Here is a 14,255-nt window from a genome sequence, read left to right as displayed (position 1 = left end):
AATCATGTCCAAAGAAAAATTCGAACGTAAAAAACCACACGTTAACGTAGGAACCATCGGTCACGTGGATCATGGTAAAACCACATTAACGGCAGCATTGACCAAAGTCATGGCGGATGCGCGTGGCGGCGTCTATAAAGCCTACGATCAAATTGATAACGCCCCCGAAGAGCGCGAGCGCGGTATCACAATCGCAACGGCTCACGTAGAGTACGAATCAGAAGCACGCCACTATGCGCATGTAGACTGTCCGGGTCATGCCGACTACGTCAAAAACATGATTACCGGTGCTGCGCAAATGGACGGAGCGATTTTAGTATGCTCGGCAGCTGACGGCCCAATGCCGCAAACGCGTGAGCATATATTGCTGGCGCGTCAGGTCGGTGTGCCTTATATCGTTGTTTATTTGAACAAAGCCGATATGGTCGATGATGCCGAGTTGGTCGAATTGGTTGAAATGGAAGTCAGAGAATTATTGGACATGTACGAATTTCCGGGTGACGACACCCCGTTGGTCGTCGGATCGGCATTAAAAGCTCTGGAAGGTGATACCAGTGAGATCGGCGTACCGTCGATTATTAAGCTGGTAGAAGCGTTAGACAGCTATATTCCGGAGCCGGAGCGAGCAATCGATCAACCATTCTTGATGCCGATTGAAGACGTGTTCTCGATTTCCGGTCGCGGCACAGTGGTTACTGGTCGTATAGAGCGCGGTATCATCAAAGTCGGTCAAGAAGTAGAGATCGTCGGCATTAGACCGACAACGGTTACCACCTGTACGGGCGTGGAAATGTTCCGTAAATTATTGGATCAAGGTCAAGCGGGCGATAACGTTGGGGTCTTGTTAAGAGGCACCAAAAGAGACGAAGTGGAGCGCGGGCAAGTATTGGCGCACAAAGGCACGATTAAGCCGCATACACATTTCAGAGCGGAAATCTACGTATTGTCGAAAGACGAAGGCGGACGTCATACTCCGTTCTTTAACGGATACCGTCCGCAATTTTACTTCAGAACCACGGATGTGACCGGAGCGGTCGATCTTCCGGAAGGCGTAGAAATGGTGATGCCGGGCGATAACGTCAATGTCGAAGTAAAATTGATTGCTCCGATTGCGATGGAAGAAGGTTTGCGTTTTGCGGTTCGTGAAGGTGGTCGTACCGTTGGCGCGGGCGTTGTTGCATCAATAATCGAGTAAACAATATGACGAGTCAAACTATTAGAATACGCCTGAAATCTTTTGATCATAAATTAATTGATCAATCCGCAGGTGAAATCGTAGAAACAGCGAAAAGAACGGGTGCGCAAGTCAAAGGCCCTATTCCGCTGCCTACCAAAAAAGAGCGGTTTACGATTTTGATCTCTCCGCATGTCAATAAAGACGCGCGCGATCAATATGAATTGAGAACGTACAAGCGTTTGCTCGATATTGTCGAGCCAACCGAAAAAACTGTCGATGCCTTGATGAAATTGGATCTGGCAGCCGGTGTGGACGTTCAAATAAAGTTGAATTAAATGTAGGGGAATTGGCAGATGTCAATAGGTCTAATTGGTCGTAAATGTGGTATGACCAGAGTATTTTGCGAAGATGGATCGTCAGTACCCGTGACGGTTCTTCAGATAGAGTCTAACCGAGTAACTCAGGTAAAAAGCATCGAAAATGATGGCTATCGCGCGATACAAGTCACTGCGGGTGAAAAGAAATCATCCAGAGTGAATAAAGCGATGGCAGGTCATTTTGCGGCTGCGAATGTAACCGCAGGAAGAGGTCTGTGGGAATTCAGGCTGGATGACGGTGAAGGCGACGATCTTTCTGCCGGTTCCGAATTGCAAGCAAGTATTTTTGCTCAAGGACAGGTGGTAGATGTCCGCGGAACAAGCATTGGTAAAGGCTATCAAGGTACAGTCAAGCGGCATAACTTCAGAACTCAAGATGCGACGCACGGTAACTCACTGTCGCATAGAGCACCCGGTTCCAATGGTATGTGTCAAACGCCTGGTCGTGTATTTAAAGGGAAAAAAATGTCCGGTCATATGGGGGCGGCCAAAACGACGATTGATAACCTAACTATCCATGCAGTCGATAGCGAGCGAAATCTGATTTTGGTTAAAGGGGCTGTGCCTGGAGCGAAAGGCAGCGATGTTGTGATTACCCCGGCTGCGAAAATGCGGAATAAGAAGGATAAATCATGAGTATACAAATTCCTGCAATTAACGAAAATGAATCTGCCGCAGCAGTCGCGGTAGGCGATGAAGTTTTTGGCCAAGCCTTTAATGAAACTTTAGTCCATCAATTGGTGACTAGATACTTGGCTGGTGCACGTTCCGGGACGAAAGCACAGAAGACTCGCTCTGATGTAAGTGGAGGTGGTAGTAAGCCTTGGCGTCAAAAAGGGACGGGACGAGCTAGATCTGGTACAATGCGCAGTCCACTGTGGAGAACTGGTGGTGTGACCTTTGCAGCAAGACCAAGATCGTTTGAGCAAAAACTGAATAAAAAAATGTTTCGTTCGGGCTTACGTTCAATTTTGTCCGAATTGCTAAGACAAGATCGTTTAGTTGTCAGCAATGAGATTATCCCCTCATCGCCCAAAACTAAAGAAATGGTTGCAAAGCTGAGTGGGTTGGATTGCAAGCGGGTTTTAATCATATCCGATGAGGTAGATTTTAATCTTGCTTTGGCTTCAAGAAATATTCCTTATTTAGAAGTGTGTTCTGCGGATAATATAAGTCCGGTATCGCTGGTAGGGGCAGAAAAGGTCATTATGACGCCTGCGGCGGTAAAAATGATAGAGGAGAGATTGGCATGAACGAGCTAATCAAAAGTAAATTGGCTAGTGTCTTGAGAGCCCCTGTTGTTTCAGAAAAAAGCACCATTGCTGCTGAAGCAAATAAACAGTTCGTTTTTAGCGTTCAGAAACAGGCGACCAAGAATCAAATAAAGCAAGCGGTCGAGCTTATGTTCGAAGTGAAAGTCGATTCGGTACGTGTACTGAATGTCAAAGGGAAGAAGAAGAGGTTTGGTCAAACCCTTGGCAAACGTTCCGATTGGAAAAAAGCCTATGTCAAGCTCAAAGACGGCCACGATATAGATTTCTCGGCAGCTTAATAGTAAAAAGTTTAAAAGATCAATAGGAAACGGTAGAAAGCATGGCTATTGTAAAATCAAAACCTACATCGGCTGGATCGAGGTTTGTTGTACGTGTCAAAAACGATGAGTTACATAAAGGCAAGCCATTCGCACAGTTGCTTGATAAAAACAGCAAAAATGGCGGGCGTAATAATCAAGGGCGCATAACCACACGTCATGTCGGTGGAGGTCATAAGCATCACTACCGGATCATTGATTTTAAAAGAAATAAAATAGATATTCCGGCTGTTGTTGAGCGTATCGAGTACGATCCCAACAGAACCGCCAATATTGCTTTGATTCTCTTTAAAGACGGTGAGCGTCGATACATTATCGCCCCGAAAGGCATAACCCAGGGTCAAGAGATTTTATCCGCTGAAACGACTGCGGTTAAACCGGGCAATTGCATGCCGCTTAGAAATATCCCATTGGGTACTACTATTCATTGCGTTGAATTAAAGCCGGGTAAAGGTGCTCAGTTAGCCAGAAGCGCAGGAGCCTCCGCTCAGTTAGTTGCTAGAGATGGCGCTTACGTAACCATTCGACTAAGGTCAGGGGAGATGCGCAAAATCATGGCAGATTGTAAAGCCGTGATTGGAGAGGTTTCTAACTCAGAACACAACTTAACTTCGCTGGGTAAGGCCGGTGCAAAACGTTGGCGAGGCGTAAGGCCGACCGTTCGCGGTGTCGCAATGAATCCTGTGGATCATCCGCATGGTGGCGGTGAAGGGCGAACTTCCGGTGGCAGACACCCGGTTTCGCCATGGGGTATGCCGACTAAAGGTTATAAAACACGAAAAAATAAACGCACAGACAACATGATTGTCAGACGCCGTAAGCAGAAATAGAGAGGAAATAGCGTGCCACGATCAATTAAAAAAGGTCCTTTTATAGATCATCATCTTCTTAAAAAAGTAGAGGATGCGGTAAAAGCCAATAATAGGAAACCGATTAAAACATGGTCAAGAAGATCAATGATTATTCCCGATATGTTGGGTTTAACTATTGCTGTCCACAATGGGCGTCAACACGTCCCTGTTCTTGTTTCTGAGAATATGATAGGGCATAAACTCGGTGAATTTGCGCCGACACGTACCTATAAAGGGCATGTGGCCGATAAAAAATCAAGGTAAGGTGTAGGATGGAAATTTCAGCAAAATTAAGCAATGCACCTATGTCGGCACAAAAAGCCAGGTTGGTAGGTGATCAAATTCGTGGTTTGCCTGTTGAAAAAGCACTGGCCATTTTGTCATTTAGTACGAAAAACGCGGCAGGAGTCATTAAAAAGGTTCTTGAGTCGGCGATTGCCAATGCAGAGCATAACGAAAGTGCCGATGTCGACGAACTGAAAGTTACTACAGTTTTTGTCAATGAAGGGCCGACTATGAAGCGTTTTAAACCAAGAGCAAAAGGTCGGGCCAATAAAATATTGAAAAGAACCTGTCATATAACAATCAAAGTAGCAGAATACGAGTAGAGGTAAAAATGGGACAAAAAGTACATCCAACGGGTATTCGCCTTGGAATTGTTAAAGACTGGACTTCTAGATGGTACGCAAACTCTCAGGATTACCCGGTTTTTCTGCATCAAGACCTTAAAGTCAGAGAATTTATCAAGAAAAAACTTGCACACGCTTCTGTTAGTCGTATTCAGATTAATCGCCCGGCAAGTAATGCTCATATAACCGTTCATACGGCCAGACCTGGTATTGTAATTGGCAAAAAAGGCGAGGACATCGACAAATTGAGACAAGAAGTTTCGGCGATGATGGGCATTCCTGTACAGATGAATGTCGAAGAAATTAGAAAGCCGGAATTAGATGCTTATTTGGTAGCAGAAAGTATTGCTCAGCAACTTGAAAAAAGAATCATGTACCGTAGAGCAATGAAGCGCGCGGTAACAAATACCATGCGTTTGGGCGCAGAAGGCATCAAAATCAATGTTGCCGGTCGTTTAAACGGCGCTGAAATTGCCCGTACCGAATGGTATAGAGAAGGTCGTGTGCCTTTGCACACACTAAGAGCCGACATTGATTATGGTACGGCCGAGGCAAATACTACTTATGGAATCATTGGCATCAAAGTCTGGATTTTCAAAGGTGAAGTATTTGATATGGATGCACAAGGTGCTTCCGATGTTACAGAATCTAAAAAATAGTTGAACGGATAAAGTCATGCTTCAACCCAAAAGAACAAAATTTCGTAAGCAGCATAAAAATAGAAATAACGGTATTGCTGTTCGTGGCTCATCGGTTAGTTTCGGTGAATTTGGTTTAAAAGCCACATCCAGAGGAAGGATTACAGCCCGTCAGATCGAAGCTGCACGTAGAGCAATCACTCGTCATGTAAAACGGGGTGGTAAAATTTGGATCAGAGTCTTCCCAGACAAGCCAATTACCAAAAAACCTTTAGAAGTTAGGATGGGAAAAGGAAAAGGTAGTGTAGAATATTGGGTTGCTCAGATTAAGCCGGGTACCATGCTGTATGAAATCCAAGGTGTGCCGGAAGAGCTTGCAAGAGAAGCTTTTGCTTTAGCCTCTGCAAAACTGCCGATTAAGACAACATTCATAGCTCGGACGATAATGTGATGAAAGCCACCGAATTACGACAAAAATCGAAACAAGAATTAGCTGATATGCTGCTTGAGCTATCGCGAGAACAATTCAATCTCAGGATGCAAAAAGGAACAGGCCAGTTGACTAAGACCGCTCAGGTCAAGCAAGTTAGACGTGACATTGCCCGTATCCACACTATTATGAATGAATTGGGGAGAGCGTAAGTCATGAATGAAAATACAGAAAAGTTAAGAACTTTAAGCGGTCGTGTCATTAGTAATAAAATGGATAAAAGCATTACCGTTTTGGTGGAGCGTTTTGTCAAGCATCCTGTTTACGGAAAATATATAAAACGTTCGACGAAATTAATGGCTCATGATGAGCTAAATCAATGCAATGAAGGCGATATTGTGTCTATCACATCTTGTAGACCAATGTCTAAAAGGAAAACCTTCAAGCTAGTTGAAGTTGTTGAAAGCAACAATAAATAAGCACAAAGAATTTAATATCGAGACAATTGGGAATTAATCATGATTCAGATGCAAACTAACCTTGACGTTGCCGATAATAGCGGTGCAAAAAAGGTCATGTGTATCAAAGTGCTAGGCGGTTCACATCGGCGTTATGCCGGCATTGGCGATATTATCAAAGTCAGTGTTAAAGATGCAATTCCGCGTGGTAGAGTAAAAAAAGGCGAAGTTTACAACGCCTTGGTTGTACGAACTCGTAAAGGAGTTCGCCGTCCTGATGGTTCGGTTATTCGTTTCGACGGAAATGCCGCTGTCATTCTTAATAACCAATTGCAGCCTCTCGGTACACGCATATTTGGTCCTGTAACTCGCGAATTAAGGGGGGATAAATTCATGAAAATTATTTCCCTGGCTCCTGAAGTTTTATAAAAAGGATCAAATCATGCAGAAAATAAAACAAGGCGACGAAGTCATTGTATTGACCGGTAGAGATAAAGGAAAGCGCGGTAAAGTTACCAAAGTATTTAAAGATAACAAGGTAATGGTTGAAGGGATCAATCGCGTTAAAAAACACCAAAAAGGCAACCCACGTGCCGGCGTTGCTGGTGGTATCGTTGATAAAGATATGCCTATACACCTTTCTAATATCGGTATTTACAATCCACAAACCCTAAAAGCGGATCGAATCGGCTTTAAGTTTCTAGAAGATGGAAGAAAAGTCAGGTTTTTTAAATCAACTAATGAAGTTGTTGATATCTAATAGAGGATTATTTAGACATGGCTAGACTAGAAACTGAATATAAAGACAAGATCCTGCCGGAATTAATGAAACAATTCGGCTATAAATCAATTATGCAGGCGCCCCGGATTACCAAAATCACTCTCAATATGGGTGTTGGCGGTGCGGTTGCCGATAAGAAAATTTTACAGTCTGCTCTCGGCGATATGGAAAAAATTGCCGGTCAAAAAGCGATTGTAACCTTGGCAAGAAAATCGATAGCCGGTTTTAAAATACGTGATGACATGCCGATTGGCTGTAAAGTCACTTTGCGTAGTGATAGAATGTATGAATTTTTGGATCGCTTGATTAATATTTCCATTCCTCGTATTAGGGATTTCAGGGGGATGAGTCCTAAGAGTTTTGATGGACGTGGTAATTATTCGATGGGCGTCAAAGAGCAAATCATTTTTCCTGAAATTGATTATGACAAAATTGATGCTATTCGCGGAATGGATATTACCATTACGACAACAGCAAAAACCAACGAAGAAGGTTTGGCTTTGTTGAAGCTATTTAACTTTCCATTCAAAAACTAAAAGGCGATCGAGTAATGGCGAAAAAATCAATGATTGCGCGCGAAGTCAAGCGTAACAAATTAGTAAAGAAATATGACACCAAGCGAAAAGAGTTAAAGGAAATCATTCGCAATCCCGGCGCTTCTTTTGAAGAAAAAGAAGCTGCTCATCTTCAATTACAAAAGCTACCTAGGGATTCGAGCGCTTCTCGTTTGCGCAACCGGTGCAATATCACCGGTCGTCCCCATGGCTATTATCGCAAATTCGGTTTATCTCGAAATAAATTAAGAGAATCGACCATGCGTGGTGATGTGCCTGGTTTGGTTAAGGCGAGTTGGTAAGATCTGTTTGGAGAATTGAAATGAGTATGACAGACCCAATAGCAGATATGTTGACTAGAATTAGAAATGGTCAATCTGCCGGAAAAATTAGCGTTAAACTTCCTTCTTCAAAATTGAAGGTAGCCATCGTAAAAGTGTTAAAAGATGAAGGTTACATAACTGACTATAGTGTTGAAACGAAAGGTAGTCATAGTGAAATGACCATAGTATTAAAATACTATCAAGGCCGACCCGTCATTGAAAAAGTAAAAAGAATCAGCAGACCCGGGCTAAGAATTTATAAGTCGAAGGAAGAACTTCCAAAGGTTTTGGGCGGCCTGGGCATAGCTATCGTTTCGACATCGAAAGGTGTCATGACTGACAGAGCGGCACGTGCGATAGGGCATGGCGGTGAAGTTGTTTGTACTGTTTGTTAATTAGGGAGCCAAGTCATGTCAAGAATTGCAAAAGTACCTATCGCTCTACCAAGCGGAATTGATATCAAACTCGAAGGCAATGAAGTTACTGTAAAAGGGACTAAAGGTCAGCTGTCTGCCGCATTACATGAAAAAGTAAGTCTGGTCATCGATAACAGCCAAATCGAAATTAAGTGGGATAAGGGTGATAAAATTGCCAATTCCCAAGCCGGGACCGCTCGTGCCGTAATTAACAATATGATAATCGGCGTTTCGCAAGGTTTTGAAAAGAAATTGGCTTTAGTCGGTGTCGGTTATAGAGCACAAGCTAAAGGTGATACTTTGGGCTTATCTCTTGGATTTTCTCATCCGGTTGATTATGTAGTGCCTGCGGGCATAACGATAGAAACCCCTAGTCAAACCGAAATTATTATCAAAGGTTTTGATAAGCAAAAAGTCGGTCAGGTTGCTGCAGAGATTAGAGCGTATCGTCCGCCGGAGCCTTATAAAGGTAAAGGTGTTAGATATGCTGATGAGAATGTAGTCAGAAAAGAAGCCAAGAAGAAGTAAGGTAAAGTAATGGATAAGAAAGCATCACGCTTAAAGCGCGCTCTAAAACTGCGCAGCAAAATTAAAAACTCTGGCGCGAACCGTTTGACCATACATAAAACCTCGCAACATATTTATGCGCAGGTCATTAGTTCTGATGGGACGCACACACTTGCAAGTGCCTCGACTGTTCAGGCTGAAATCAAATCAGCCGTAAAGAACACGGGAAACGTCGAAGCAGCTGCTGAAGTTGGAAAGTTTGTAGCCCAAAAAGCCATTGCGGCTGGAATCACTGAAGTGGCTTTTGACCGCTCAGGTTTTAAATATCATGGGCGTGTTAAAGCGCTTGCTGATGCCGCGCGTGAAGCCGGTTTAAAATTTTAGGAGATTTATTATGGCTACAGCACCATCTCAAGCAAGTACAGACGGTTTACAAGAAAAATTAGTATCGGTACGTCGTGTTGCAAAAGTTGTGAAAGGCGGTCGGGTTTTCGGCTTTGCTGCTTTAACAGTCGTTGGCGACGGTGAGGGGCGTGTGGGTTATGGCGTGAGTAAAGCCAGAGAAGTACCCGTTGCAATCCAAAAGTCGTTGGAACAGGCAAGAAAAAACATGCGTAAAGTCGCTCTAAAAGGCGATACTTTGCAATATGCAGTTACGGCGTCCACAGGGGCGGCAAAAGTCTATATGCAACCAGCGTCGGAAGGTACCGGTATCATTGCCGGCGGAGCAATGCGTGCGGTATTCGAAGTGGTCGGTGTTCATAACGTTTTGGCCAAATGCATTGGAACGAACAACCCGATTAATGTTGTTAGAGCGACGATTGCCGGGTTAACTGAAATGCATGAGCCAAAAGACATCGCAGCCAAGCGCGGCCTGTCTGTTGAGCAGATAATCGGATAGTTGTTATGTCAGATAAAAAATTACAATTAACAATGACAAAAAGTAAACACGGTCGTTTAGCAAGTCATCAGGCTTGCTTAAAAGGTTTAGGTTTACGTCGTATTAATCATACGGTATCGGTTATCGATACCCCTGAAAATCGTGGGATGATTAATAAAGTTTCCTACATGCTAAAGGTAGAGGAATTGTAATGTACTTGAATTCAATAAGTCCTGCTGAAGGATCAAGAAAAAAAGCCAAGCGTGTTGGTCGCGGTATCGGGTCTACCCTTGGGAAAACCTGTGGAAGAGGGCATAAAGGCCAAAAAGCTAGAAGCGGTGGATTTCATAAGGTTGGATTCGAAGGTGGACAAATGCCCCTTCAAAGAAGATTACCGAAGGTAGGTTTTACTTCAAGATGCAAGCGTTTAACAGCAGAAGTACGTTTAAGTGAATTGGCTAATTTGCCGACTGAAACCATCGATTTGCAAGTATTGATCGAAACTGGTGTTGTTCCTGTTTTCACTAAAACTGCTAAAGTAATTCAATCAGGTGAAATTTCAAAAGCTGTTACTTTGAAAGGTATAAAAGTGACTGCAGGCGCAAAAGTATCTATTGAAGCGGCTGGCGGCAAAGTAGAGGTCTAAGTGAATACAACAAGAGCACAAATGGCTGAAAAAGCAGGTGGCTATTCAGAATTAAGGTCTAGATTGCTATTCGTGCTGGGGGCGTTTTTCGTCTATCGAGTAGGGGCTCACATCCCTGTTCCTGGCATCGACCCAAAAGCGTTAGCCCTTATGTTTGAACAGCAAAGCGGTTCCATTCTCGATATGTTTAACATGTTTTCGGGTGGAGCATTGATGCGTTTAAGCTTATTTGCTCTTGGTATCATGCCTTACATTTCTGCTTCGATTATCATGCAATTGATGACTGTGGTTATTCCCACGATGGAGCAGATGAAAAAAGAAGGCGAGTCCGGAAGGCGTAAAATATCTCAGTATACGCGTTACGGGACCGTAGTTCTGGCGACTTTTCAGGCTGTTGGTATTTCAATAGCTTTGCAAAATCAAACGGCCGGAGGCTTATCTGTTGTTATTGCGCCAGGGATGAGTTTTGTTCTCATAACGACGATAACACTCGTTACAGGGACCATATTTTTGATGTGGTTGGGCGAGCAGGTGACTGAAAGAGGTATCGGCAACGGTATTTCATTAATTATATTTGCCGGTATCGTGTCAGGACTTCCATCTGCTGTCGGTGGGACATTGGAGCTTGCAAGAACCGGTGAAATGAACAGCGCGTTCATTATTTTACTTTTCTTACTGACTATTGCCGTTACTGCATTGGTTGTCTTTGTCGAAAGAGGGCAGCGAAGGATTATTATCAATTATCCTAAAAGACAGCAAGGAAGGAGAATGTATGCCGGGCAAAGTAGCTTCCTTCCTTTAAAGCTTAATATGGCGGGTGTTATTCCGCCTATTTTTGCCTCCAGCATTATTCTGTTTCCGGCTACGGTTGCGGGTTGGTTCGGTAACGCAGAGGGTTTTGGTTGGTTAAAGGATATTGCAACCATGTTATCGCCCGGTCAGCCAGTCTACGTTATGTTTTATGCGGCGGCTATCATCTTTTTCTGCTTTTTCTATACCGCTTTGGTTTTTAATTCGAAAGAAACTGCGGACAATTTAAAAAAGTCGGGTGCGTTTTTGCCTGGAATAAGGCCTGGGCAACAAACCAGTGCTTATATAGATAAAGTGATGACGCGTCTTACGTTAATTGGTGCTTTTTACATCACAGGTGTTTGTTTACTGCCTGAATTCCTGATCGTTTATTGGAATGTGCCATTTTATTTTGGCGGAACCTCGTTGTTGATTATCGTTGTTGTCGTGATGGATTTTATCTCTCAGATGCAGACGCATATGATGTCGCAGCAATACGAAGGCTTGATGAAAAAAGCGCATCTTAAAAAATAAATAAGTATTTCAAGTATTACGGAGTGCATTGTGAAAGTTCGTGCGTCAGTTAAAAAAATATGCAGAAAATGCAAAGTCATAAAAAGAAATGGGGTTGTAAGGGTGATCTGTGAAGATGGACGCCATAAGCAACGTCAAGGATAATTTTCTATTGCGCCATAAATCATAAAATGTTATTATTCGGCGCTTAACTTTAGAGTCATTGCTCAGGGGAGTATCTAAATGGCACGTATTGCCGGGATTAACGTACCAGATCATAAGCATGCAGAGATTGCATTGACAGCGATTTATGGTGTTGGACGCAAAACAGCAAATCAGATTTGCGAAAAAGTAGGTATAGCACCGTCAAAAAAAATTAAAGAATTAACGGAAGAACAGCTTGATTCTGTTCGTGATGTGATTTCCAAAATGACCGTGGAAGGTGATTTGCGGCGTGAAGTTTCAATGAACATCAAGCGATTGATGGATCTTGGTTGTTATCGTGGTATCCGACATCGTCGAGGCCTGCCTTTAAGAGGGCAGAGAACACGGACGAACGCAAGAACCCGTAAGGGCCCTCGCAAGCCTATTAGAAAATAAAGATATTTCGATAAGAGGTTCATAGATAAATGGCAAGTCCAAATCGTGCGCGAAAACGCATTAAAAAAGAAATAGCGGATGGCATTGCGCATGTGCATGCCTCCTTTAATAACACCATTGTTACTATTACCGATAGAAAAGGTAATGCGCTCTCATGGGCAACGTCAGGTGGTTCCGGTTTTAGGGGGTCAAGAAAAAGTACTCCTTTTGCTGCTCAAGTTGCTGCCGAAAGAGCCGGTTCTGTCGCTTTAGAATACGGAATGAAAAATCTAGACGTATTAATCAAAGGTCCTGGGCCTGGGAGAGAGTCGGCCGTTCGTTCGTTAAGTAACTTGGGTTTCAAAATCAGCAACATAATTGATGTGACGCCAATCCCTCATAACGGTTGTCGTCCACCTAAAAAACGCCGCGTTTAAGTTCTGGAGTAGTTTGTTATGGCAAGATATCTTGGCCCTACGTGTAAATTAAGCCGTAGAGAAGGGACCGATCTTTTTTTAAAAAGTAGAGGCAAGTCGTTAGAAGGTAAGTGTAAGCTTGACCAGCGGCCTGGGCAACACGGTACTAAGCGTACAAGAAGTTCCGATTATGCATTGCAGTTACGTGCTAAGCAAAGAATTAGAAGAATTTACGGCGTACTGGAAAAACAATTTAGAAATTACTACAAGACTGCGGATTTAAAGAAAGGGGCAACGGGCGAAAACCTATTAAACCTTCTTGAGTCTAGGCTTGATAACGTCGTTTATCGAATGGGTTTTGCTGCTACTAGAGCTGAAGCGCGACAGTTGGTTAGTCATAAATCGATTATGGTCAACGAATCGTTGGTTAATATTCCTTCATATCAGGTTCAGCCTGGTGATGTAATTAGTGTCAGGGAAAAAGCCAAAAAACAGCAAAGAATCATTGATGCGTTAACTGTCACTGAGCAATACGGATTCCCGAATTGGGTTGATGTTAATAGCAAGGACATGGCTGGTACCTTTAAATCTTTACCTGATCGCGTTGAATTAGGTTCCGATATTAATGAGCAGCTTGTTGTTGAGTTATACTCAAAATAATAAACCTTAAACTAAGGGATATAAATGCAGAATAGTATTTCCGGCTTATTGAAACCTCGTCTTGTTGAGGTAGTAAGCAAATCCGCTAATCATTCAAGGATTGTAATAGAGCCTCTTGAGCGTGGATTCGGACATTCGCTTGGCAACGCTTTGAGACGGGTGTTATTGTCTTCGATTCCTGGCTGCGCAGTTACTGATATAGAAATTGAAGGGGTGCTGCACGAATATACGGCAATTGAAGGTGTTCAAGAAGACGTTATTGATATTATCTTGAACTTAAAGAAATTAGCAGTCCTTTTGCACTCGAAAGATGATGTTGTATTAACTATTTCCAAGAGCGGTGTCGGCGTTGTTACTGCTGCAGATATACAGTTGCCTCACGATGTAGAGATTGTTAATCCTGATTTGGTTATTGCAAATCTAACCCAGGATAAGCAGTTTAATATGAAGATCCGCGTAAGAAGGGGGCGCGGATATGAGCCGGTCAGTGCGCGTAAACAACAATCAGATAATCCGATAATCGGTAGTTTGCAGGTTGATGCTTCGTTTAGTCCGATTATAAAAGTAGCTTATCAAGTTGAAAGTACGCGTGTAGAGCAAAGAACCAATCTCGATAAGTTAATAGTCGAATTGGAGACAAATGGAACGGTTGATCCTGAAGAAACTATAAAGCTAGCGGCAACTATTTTGCATGATCAGTTGTCAGTATTCGTTGATTTTGAGAAAGTTGCGCCACCTGTAGATGAAAAAGAGGCTCCTCAAGAAGGTCCGGATATCGATCCTGTGTTGTTGAGGCCTGTTGATGATTTAGAATTAACTGTCAGATCGGCAAACTGTTTAAAAGCAGAAAATATTTTTTACATTGGTGACTTGATTCAAAGAACTGAAGTTGAGTTGCTAAAGACACCCAACTTAGGCAAAAAGTCCCTCACTGAAATAAAAGATGTGCTGGCTTTAAAAGGATTATCGCTAGGTATGCGCCTAGAAAATTGGCCTCCTGATAATCTGGTTGATCAGAATCAAAACAGTTTTTAAATTAT

General features: G+C 43.0%; 28 protein-coding genes. All 28 read left to right on the top strand.

The features are described from left to right. The first annotated feature begins 4 nt into the window (after window positions 1–4). The 28 genes from tuf (at window position 5) to METBU_RS0111335 (ending at window position 14,250) form a co-directional block, all read left to right on the top strand. A complete protein-coding gene (gene tuf, locus METBU_RS0111465) occupies window positions 5–1,195 on the top strand; it encodes an elongation factor Tu (RefSeq protein ID WP_017840760.1) in 1,191 nt (396 codons plus the stop codon). Between the two features lie 5 nt (window positions 1,196–1,200). Next, window positions 1,201–1,512: a 30S ribosomal protein S10 gene (gene rpsJ, locus METBU_RS0111460; protein ID WP_014149774.1), complete on the top strand. Its 312-nt coding sequence runs from the start codon at window positions 1,201–1,203 to the stop codon at window positions 1,510–1,512. Between the two features lie 18 nt (window positions 1,513–1,530). Then, a complete protein-coding gene (gene rplC, locus METBU_RS0111455; RefSeq protein ID WP_017840759.1) occupies window positions 1,531–2,190 on the top strand; it encodes a 50S ribosomal protein L3 in 660 nt (219 codons plus the stop codon). Then, window positions 2,187–2,807, top strand: coding sequence for a 50S ribosomal protein L4 (rplD, locus tag METBU_RS0111450; protein WP_017840758.1), 621 nt, complete (start codon window positions 2,187–2,189; stop codon window positions 2,805–2,807). The genes rplC and rplD overlap by 4 nt, the downstream gene beginning before the upstream one ends. Beyond that, window positions 2,804–3,106, top strand: a complete 303-nt coding sequence (gene rplW / locus METBU_RS0111445) for a 50S ribosomal protein L23 (RefSeq protein WP_017840757.1) — start codon at window positions 2,804–2,806, stop codon at window positions 3,104–3,106. Before rplD ends, rplW begins: the two co-directional genes overlap by 4 nt. A gap of 41 nt (window positions 3,107–3,147) precedes the next feature. Next, complete coding sequence (rplB, locus tag METBU_RS0111440; protein WP_017840756.1) at window positions 3,148–3,975, top strand: 50S ribosomal protein L2; 828 nt, start codon at window positions 3,148–3,150, stop codon at window positions 3,973–3,975. A gap of 12 nt (window positions 3,976–3,987) precedes the next feature. Beyond that, a complete protein-coding gene (gene rpsS, locus METBU_RS0111435; protein ID WP_014149769.1) occupies window positions 3,988–4,260 on the top strand; it encodes a 30S ribosomal protein S19 in 273 nt (90 codons plus the stop codon). 8 nt (window positions 4,261–4,268) lie between these two features. Then, the gene (gene rplV, locus METBU_RS0111430) at window positions 4,269–4,604 is read left to right on the top strand and encodes a 50S ribosomal protein L22 (RefSeq protein WP_017840755.1); all 336 of its coding nucleotides are present in this window, start codon (window positions 4,269–4,271) and stop codon (window positions 4,602–4,604) included. Between the two features lie 8 nt (window positions 4,605–4,612). Continuing rightward, the gene (gene rpsC, locus METBU_RS0111425) at window positions 4,613–5,284 is read left to right on the top strand and encodes a 30S ribosomal protein S3 (RefSeq protein ID WP_017840754.1); all 672 of its coding nucleotides are present in this window, start codon (window positions 4,613–4,615) and stop codon (window positions 5,282–5,284) included. Between the two features lie 16 nt (window positions 5,285–5,300). Continuing rightward, window positions 5,301–5,714, top strand: a complete 414-nt coding sequence (gene rplP / locus METBU_RS0111420) for a 50S ribosomal protein L16 (RefSeq protein ID WP_017840753.1) — start codon at window positions 5,301–5,303, stop codon at window positions 5,712–5,714. Beyond that, window positions 5,714–5,905 (top strand): 50S ribosomal protein L29, encoded by a 192-nt coding sequence (gene rpmC / locus METBU_RS0111415; protein ID WP_017840752.1) that lies wholly within the window; start codon window positions 5,714–5,716, stop codon window positions 5,903–5,905. Before rplP ends, rpmC begins: the two co-directional genes overlap by 1 nt. A gap of 3 nt (window positions 5,906–5,908) precedes the next feature. Continuing rightward, on the top strand, window positions 5,909–6,172 hold the full coding sequence (rpsQ, locus tag METBU_RS0111410; protein WP_017840751.1) for a 30S ribosomal protein S17: 264 nt from the start codon (window positions 5,909–5,911) through the stop codon (window positions 6,170–6,172). 39 nt (window positions 6,173–6,211) lie between these two features. Then, on the top strand, window positions 6,212–6,580 hold the full coding sequence (rplN, locus tag METBU_RS0111405) for a 50S ribosomal protein L14 (protein ID WP_014149763.1): 369 nt from the start codon (window positions 6,212–6,214) through the stop codon (window positions 6,578–6,580). 13 nt (window positions 6,581–6,593) lie between these two features. Beyond that, a complete protein-coding gene (gene rplX, locus METBU_RS0111400; RefSeq protein WP_017840750.1) occupies window positions 6,594–6,911 on the top strand; it encodes a 50S ribosomal protein L24 in 318 nt (105 codons plus the stop codon). Between the two features lie 17 nt (window positions 6,912–6,928). Beyond that, window positions 6,929–7,468, top strand: coding sequence for a 50S ribosomal protein L5 (rplE, locus tag METBU_RS0111395; RefSeq protein ID WP_017840749.1), 540 nt, complete (start codon window positions 6,929–6,931; stop codon window positions 7,466–7,468). A 14-nt stretch (window positions 7,469–7,482) separates the two neighbouring features. Next, complete coding sequence (gene rpsN, locus METBU_RS0111390; protein WP_017840748.1) at window positions 7,483–7,788, top strand: 30S ribosomal protein S14; 306 nt, start codon at window positions 7,483–7,485, stop codon at window positions 7,786–7,788. 20 nt (window positions 7,789–7,808) lie between these two features. After that, a complete protein-coding gene (gene rpsH / locus METBU_RS0111385) occupies window positions 7,809–8,204 on the top strand; it encodes a 30S ribosomal protein S8 (RefSeq protein ID WP_014149759.1) in 396 nt (131 codons plus the stop codon). A gap of 15 nt (window positions 8,205–8,219) precedes the next feature. After that, a complete protein-coding gene (gene rplF, locus METBU_RS0111380) occupies window positions 8,220–8,753 on the top strand; it encodes a 50S ribosomal protein L6 (protein WP_017840747.1) in 534 nt (177 codons plus the stop codon). 9 nt (window positions 8,754–8,762) lie between these two features. Continuing rightward, window positions 8,763–9,116: a 50S ribosomal protein L18 gene (gene rplR, locus METBU_RS0111375; RefSeq protein WP_017840746.1), complete on the top strand. Its 354-nt coding sequence runs from the start codon at window positions 8,763–8,765 to the stop codon at window positions 9,114–9,116. 10 nt (window positions 9,117–9,126) lie between these two features. Continuing rightward, on the top strand, window positions 9,127–9,633 hold the full coding sequence (rpsE, locus tag METBU_RS0111370) for a 30S ribosomal protein S5 (protein WP_017840745.1): 507 nt from the start codon (window positions 9,127–9,129) through the stop codon (window positions 9,631–9,633). A gap of 5 nt (window positions 9,634–9,638) precedes the next feature. Further along, complete coding sequence (rpmD, locus tag METBU_RS0111365) at window positions 9,639–9,824, top strand: 50S ribosomal protein L30 (RefSeq protein WP_017840744.1); 186 nt, start codon at window positions 9,639–9,641, stop codon at window positions 9,822–9,824. After that, window positions 9,824–10,258, top strand: a complete 435-nt coding sequence (gene rplO, locus METBU_RS0111360) for a 50S ribosomal protein L15 (RefSeq protein ID WP_017840743.1) — start codon at window positions 9,824–9,826, stop codon at window positions 10,256–10,258. The genes rpmD and rplO overlap by 1 nt, the downstream gene beginning before the upstream one ends. A 21-nt stretch (window positions 10,259–10,279) precedes the next feature. Beyond that, window positions 10,280–11,581 carry a preprotein translocase subunit SecY gene (gene secY, locus METBU_RS0111355; RefSeq protein ID WP_014149753.1) on the top strand — a complete coding sequence of 434 codons (1,302 nt, stop codon included), beginning with the start codon at window positions 10,280–10,282 and terminating at the stop codon, window positions 11,579–11,581. A 30-nt stretch (window positions 11,582–11,611) separates the two neighbouring features. Continuing rightward, window positions 11,612–11,725 (top strand): 50S ribosomal protein L36, encoded by a 114-nt coding sequence (rpmJ, locus tag METBU_RS26305; RefSeq protein WP_083877706.1) that lies wholly within the window; start codon window positions 11,612–11,614, stop codon window positions 11,723–11,725. Window positions 11,726–11,803: 78 nt separating this feature from the next. Further along, entirely contained in the window at window positions 11,804–12,160 is a 357-nt protein-coding gene (gene rpsM / locus METBU_RS0111350) for a 30S ribosomal protein S13 (RefSeq protein ID WP_017840742.1), read from the top strand. Between the two features lie 29 nt (window positions 12,161–12,189). Further along, complete coding sequence (gene rpsK, locus METBU_RS0111345; RefSeq protein ID WP_017840741.1) at window positions 12,190–12,576, top strand: 30S ribosomal protein S11; 387 nt, start codon at window positions 12,190–12,192, stop codon at window positions 12,574–12,576. An 18-nt stretch (window positions 12,577–12,594) separates the two neighbouring features. After that, window positions 12,595–13,215 (top strand): 30S ribosomal protein S4, encoded by a 621-nt coding sequence (rpsD, locus tag METBU_RS0111340; protein ID WP_017840740.1) that lies wholly within the window; start codon window positions 12,595–12,597, stop codon window positions 13,213–13,215. A gap of 24 nt (window positions 13,216–13,239) precedes the next feature. Next, complete coding sequence (locus METBU_RS0111335) at window positions 13,240–14,250, top strand: DNA-directed RNA polymerase subunit alpha (RefSeq protein WP_017840739.1); 1,011 nt, start codon at window positions 13,240–13,242, stop codon at window positions 14,248–14,250. Window positions 14,251–14,255: the final 5 nt, after the last annotated feature.

Origin of the sequence: Methylotuvimicrobium buryatense 5G (assembly GCF_000341735.1) — a bacterium.
GTDB classification, from domain to species: domain Bacteria; phylum Pseudomonadota; class Gammaproteobacteria; order Methylococcales; family Methylomonadaceae; genus Methylotuvimicrobium; species Methylotuvimicrobium buryatense.
This window is presented reverse-complemented; position numbering and strand designations above follow the sequence as displayed.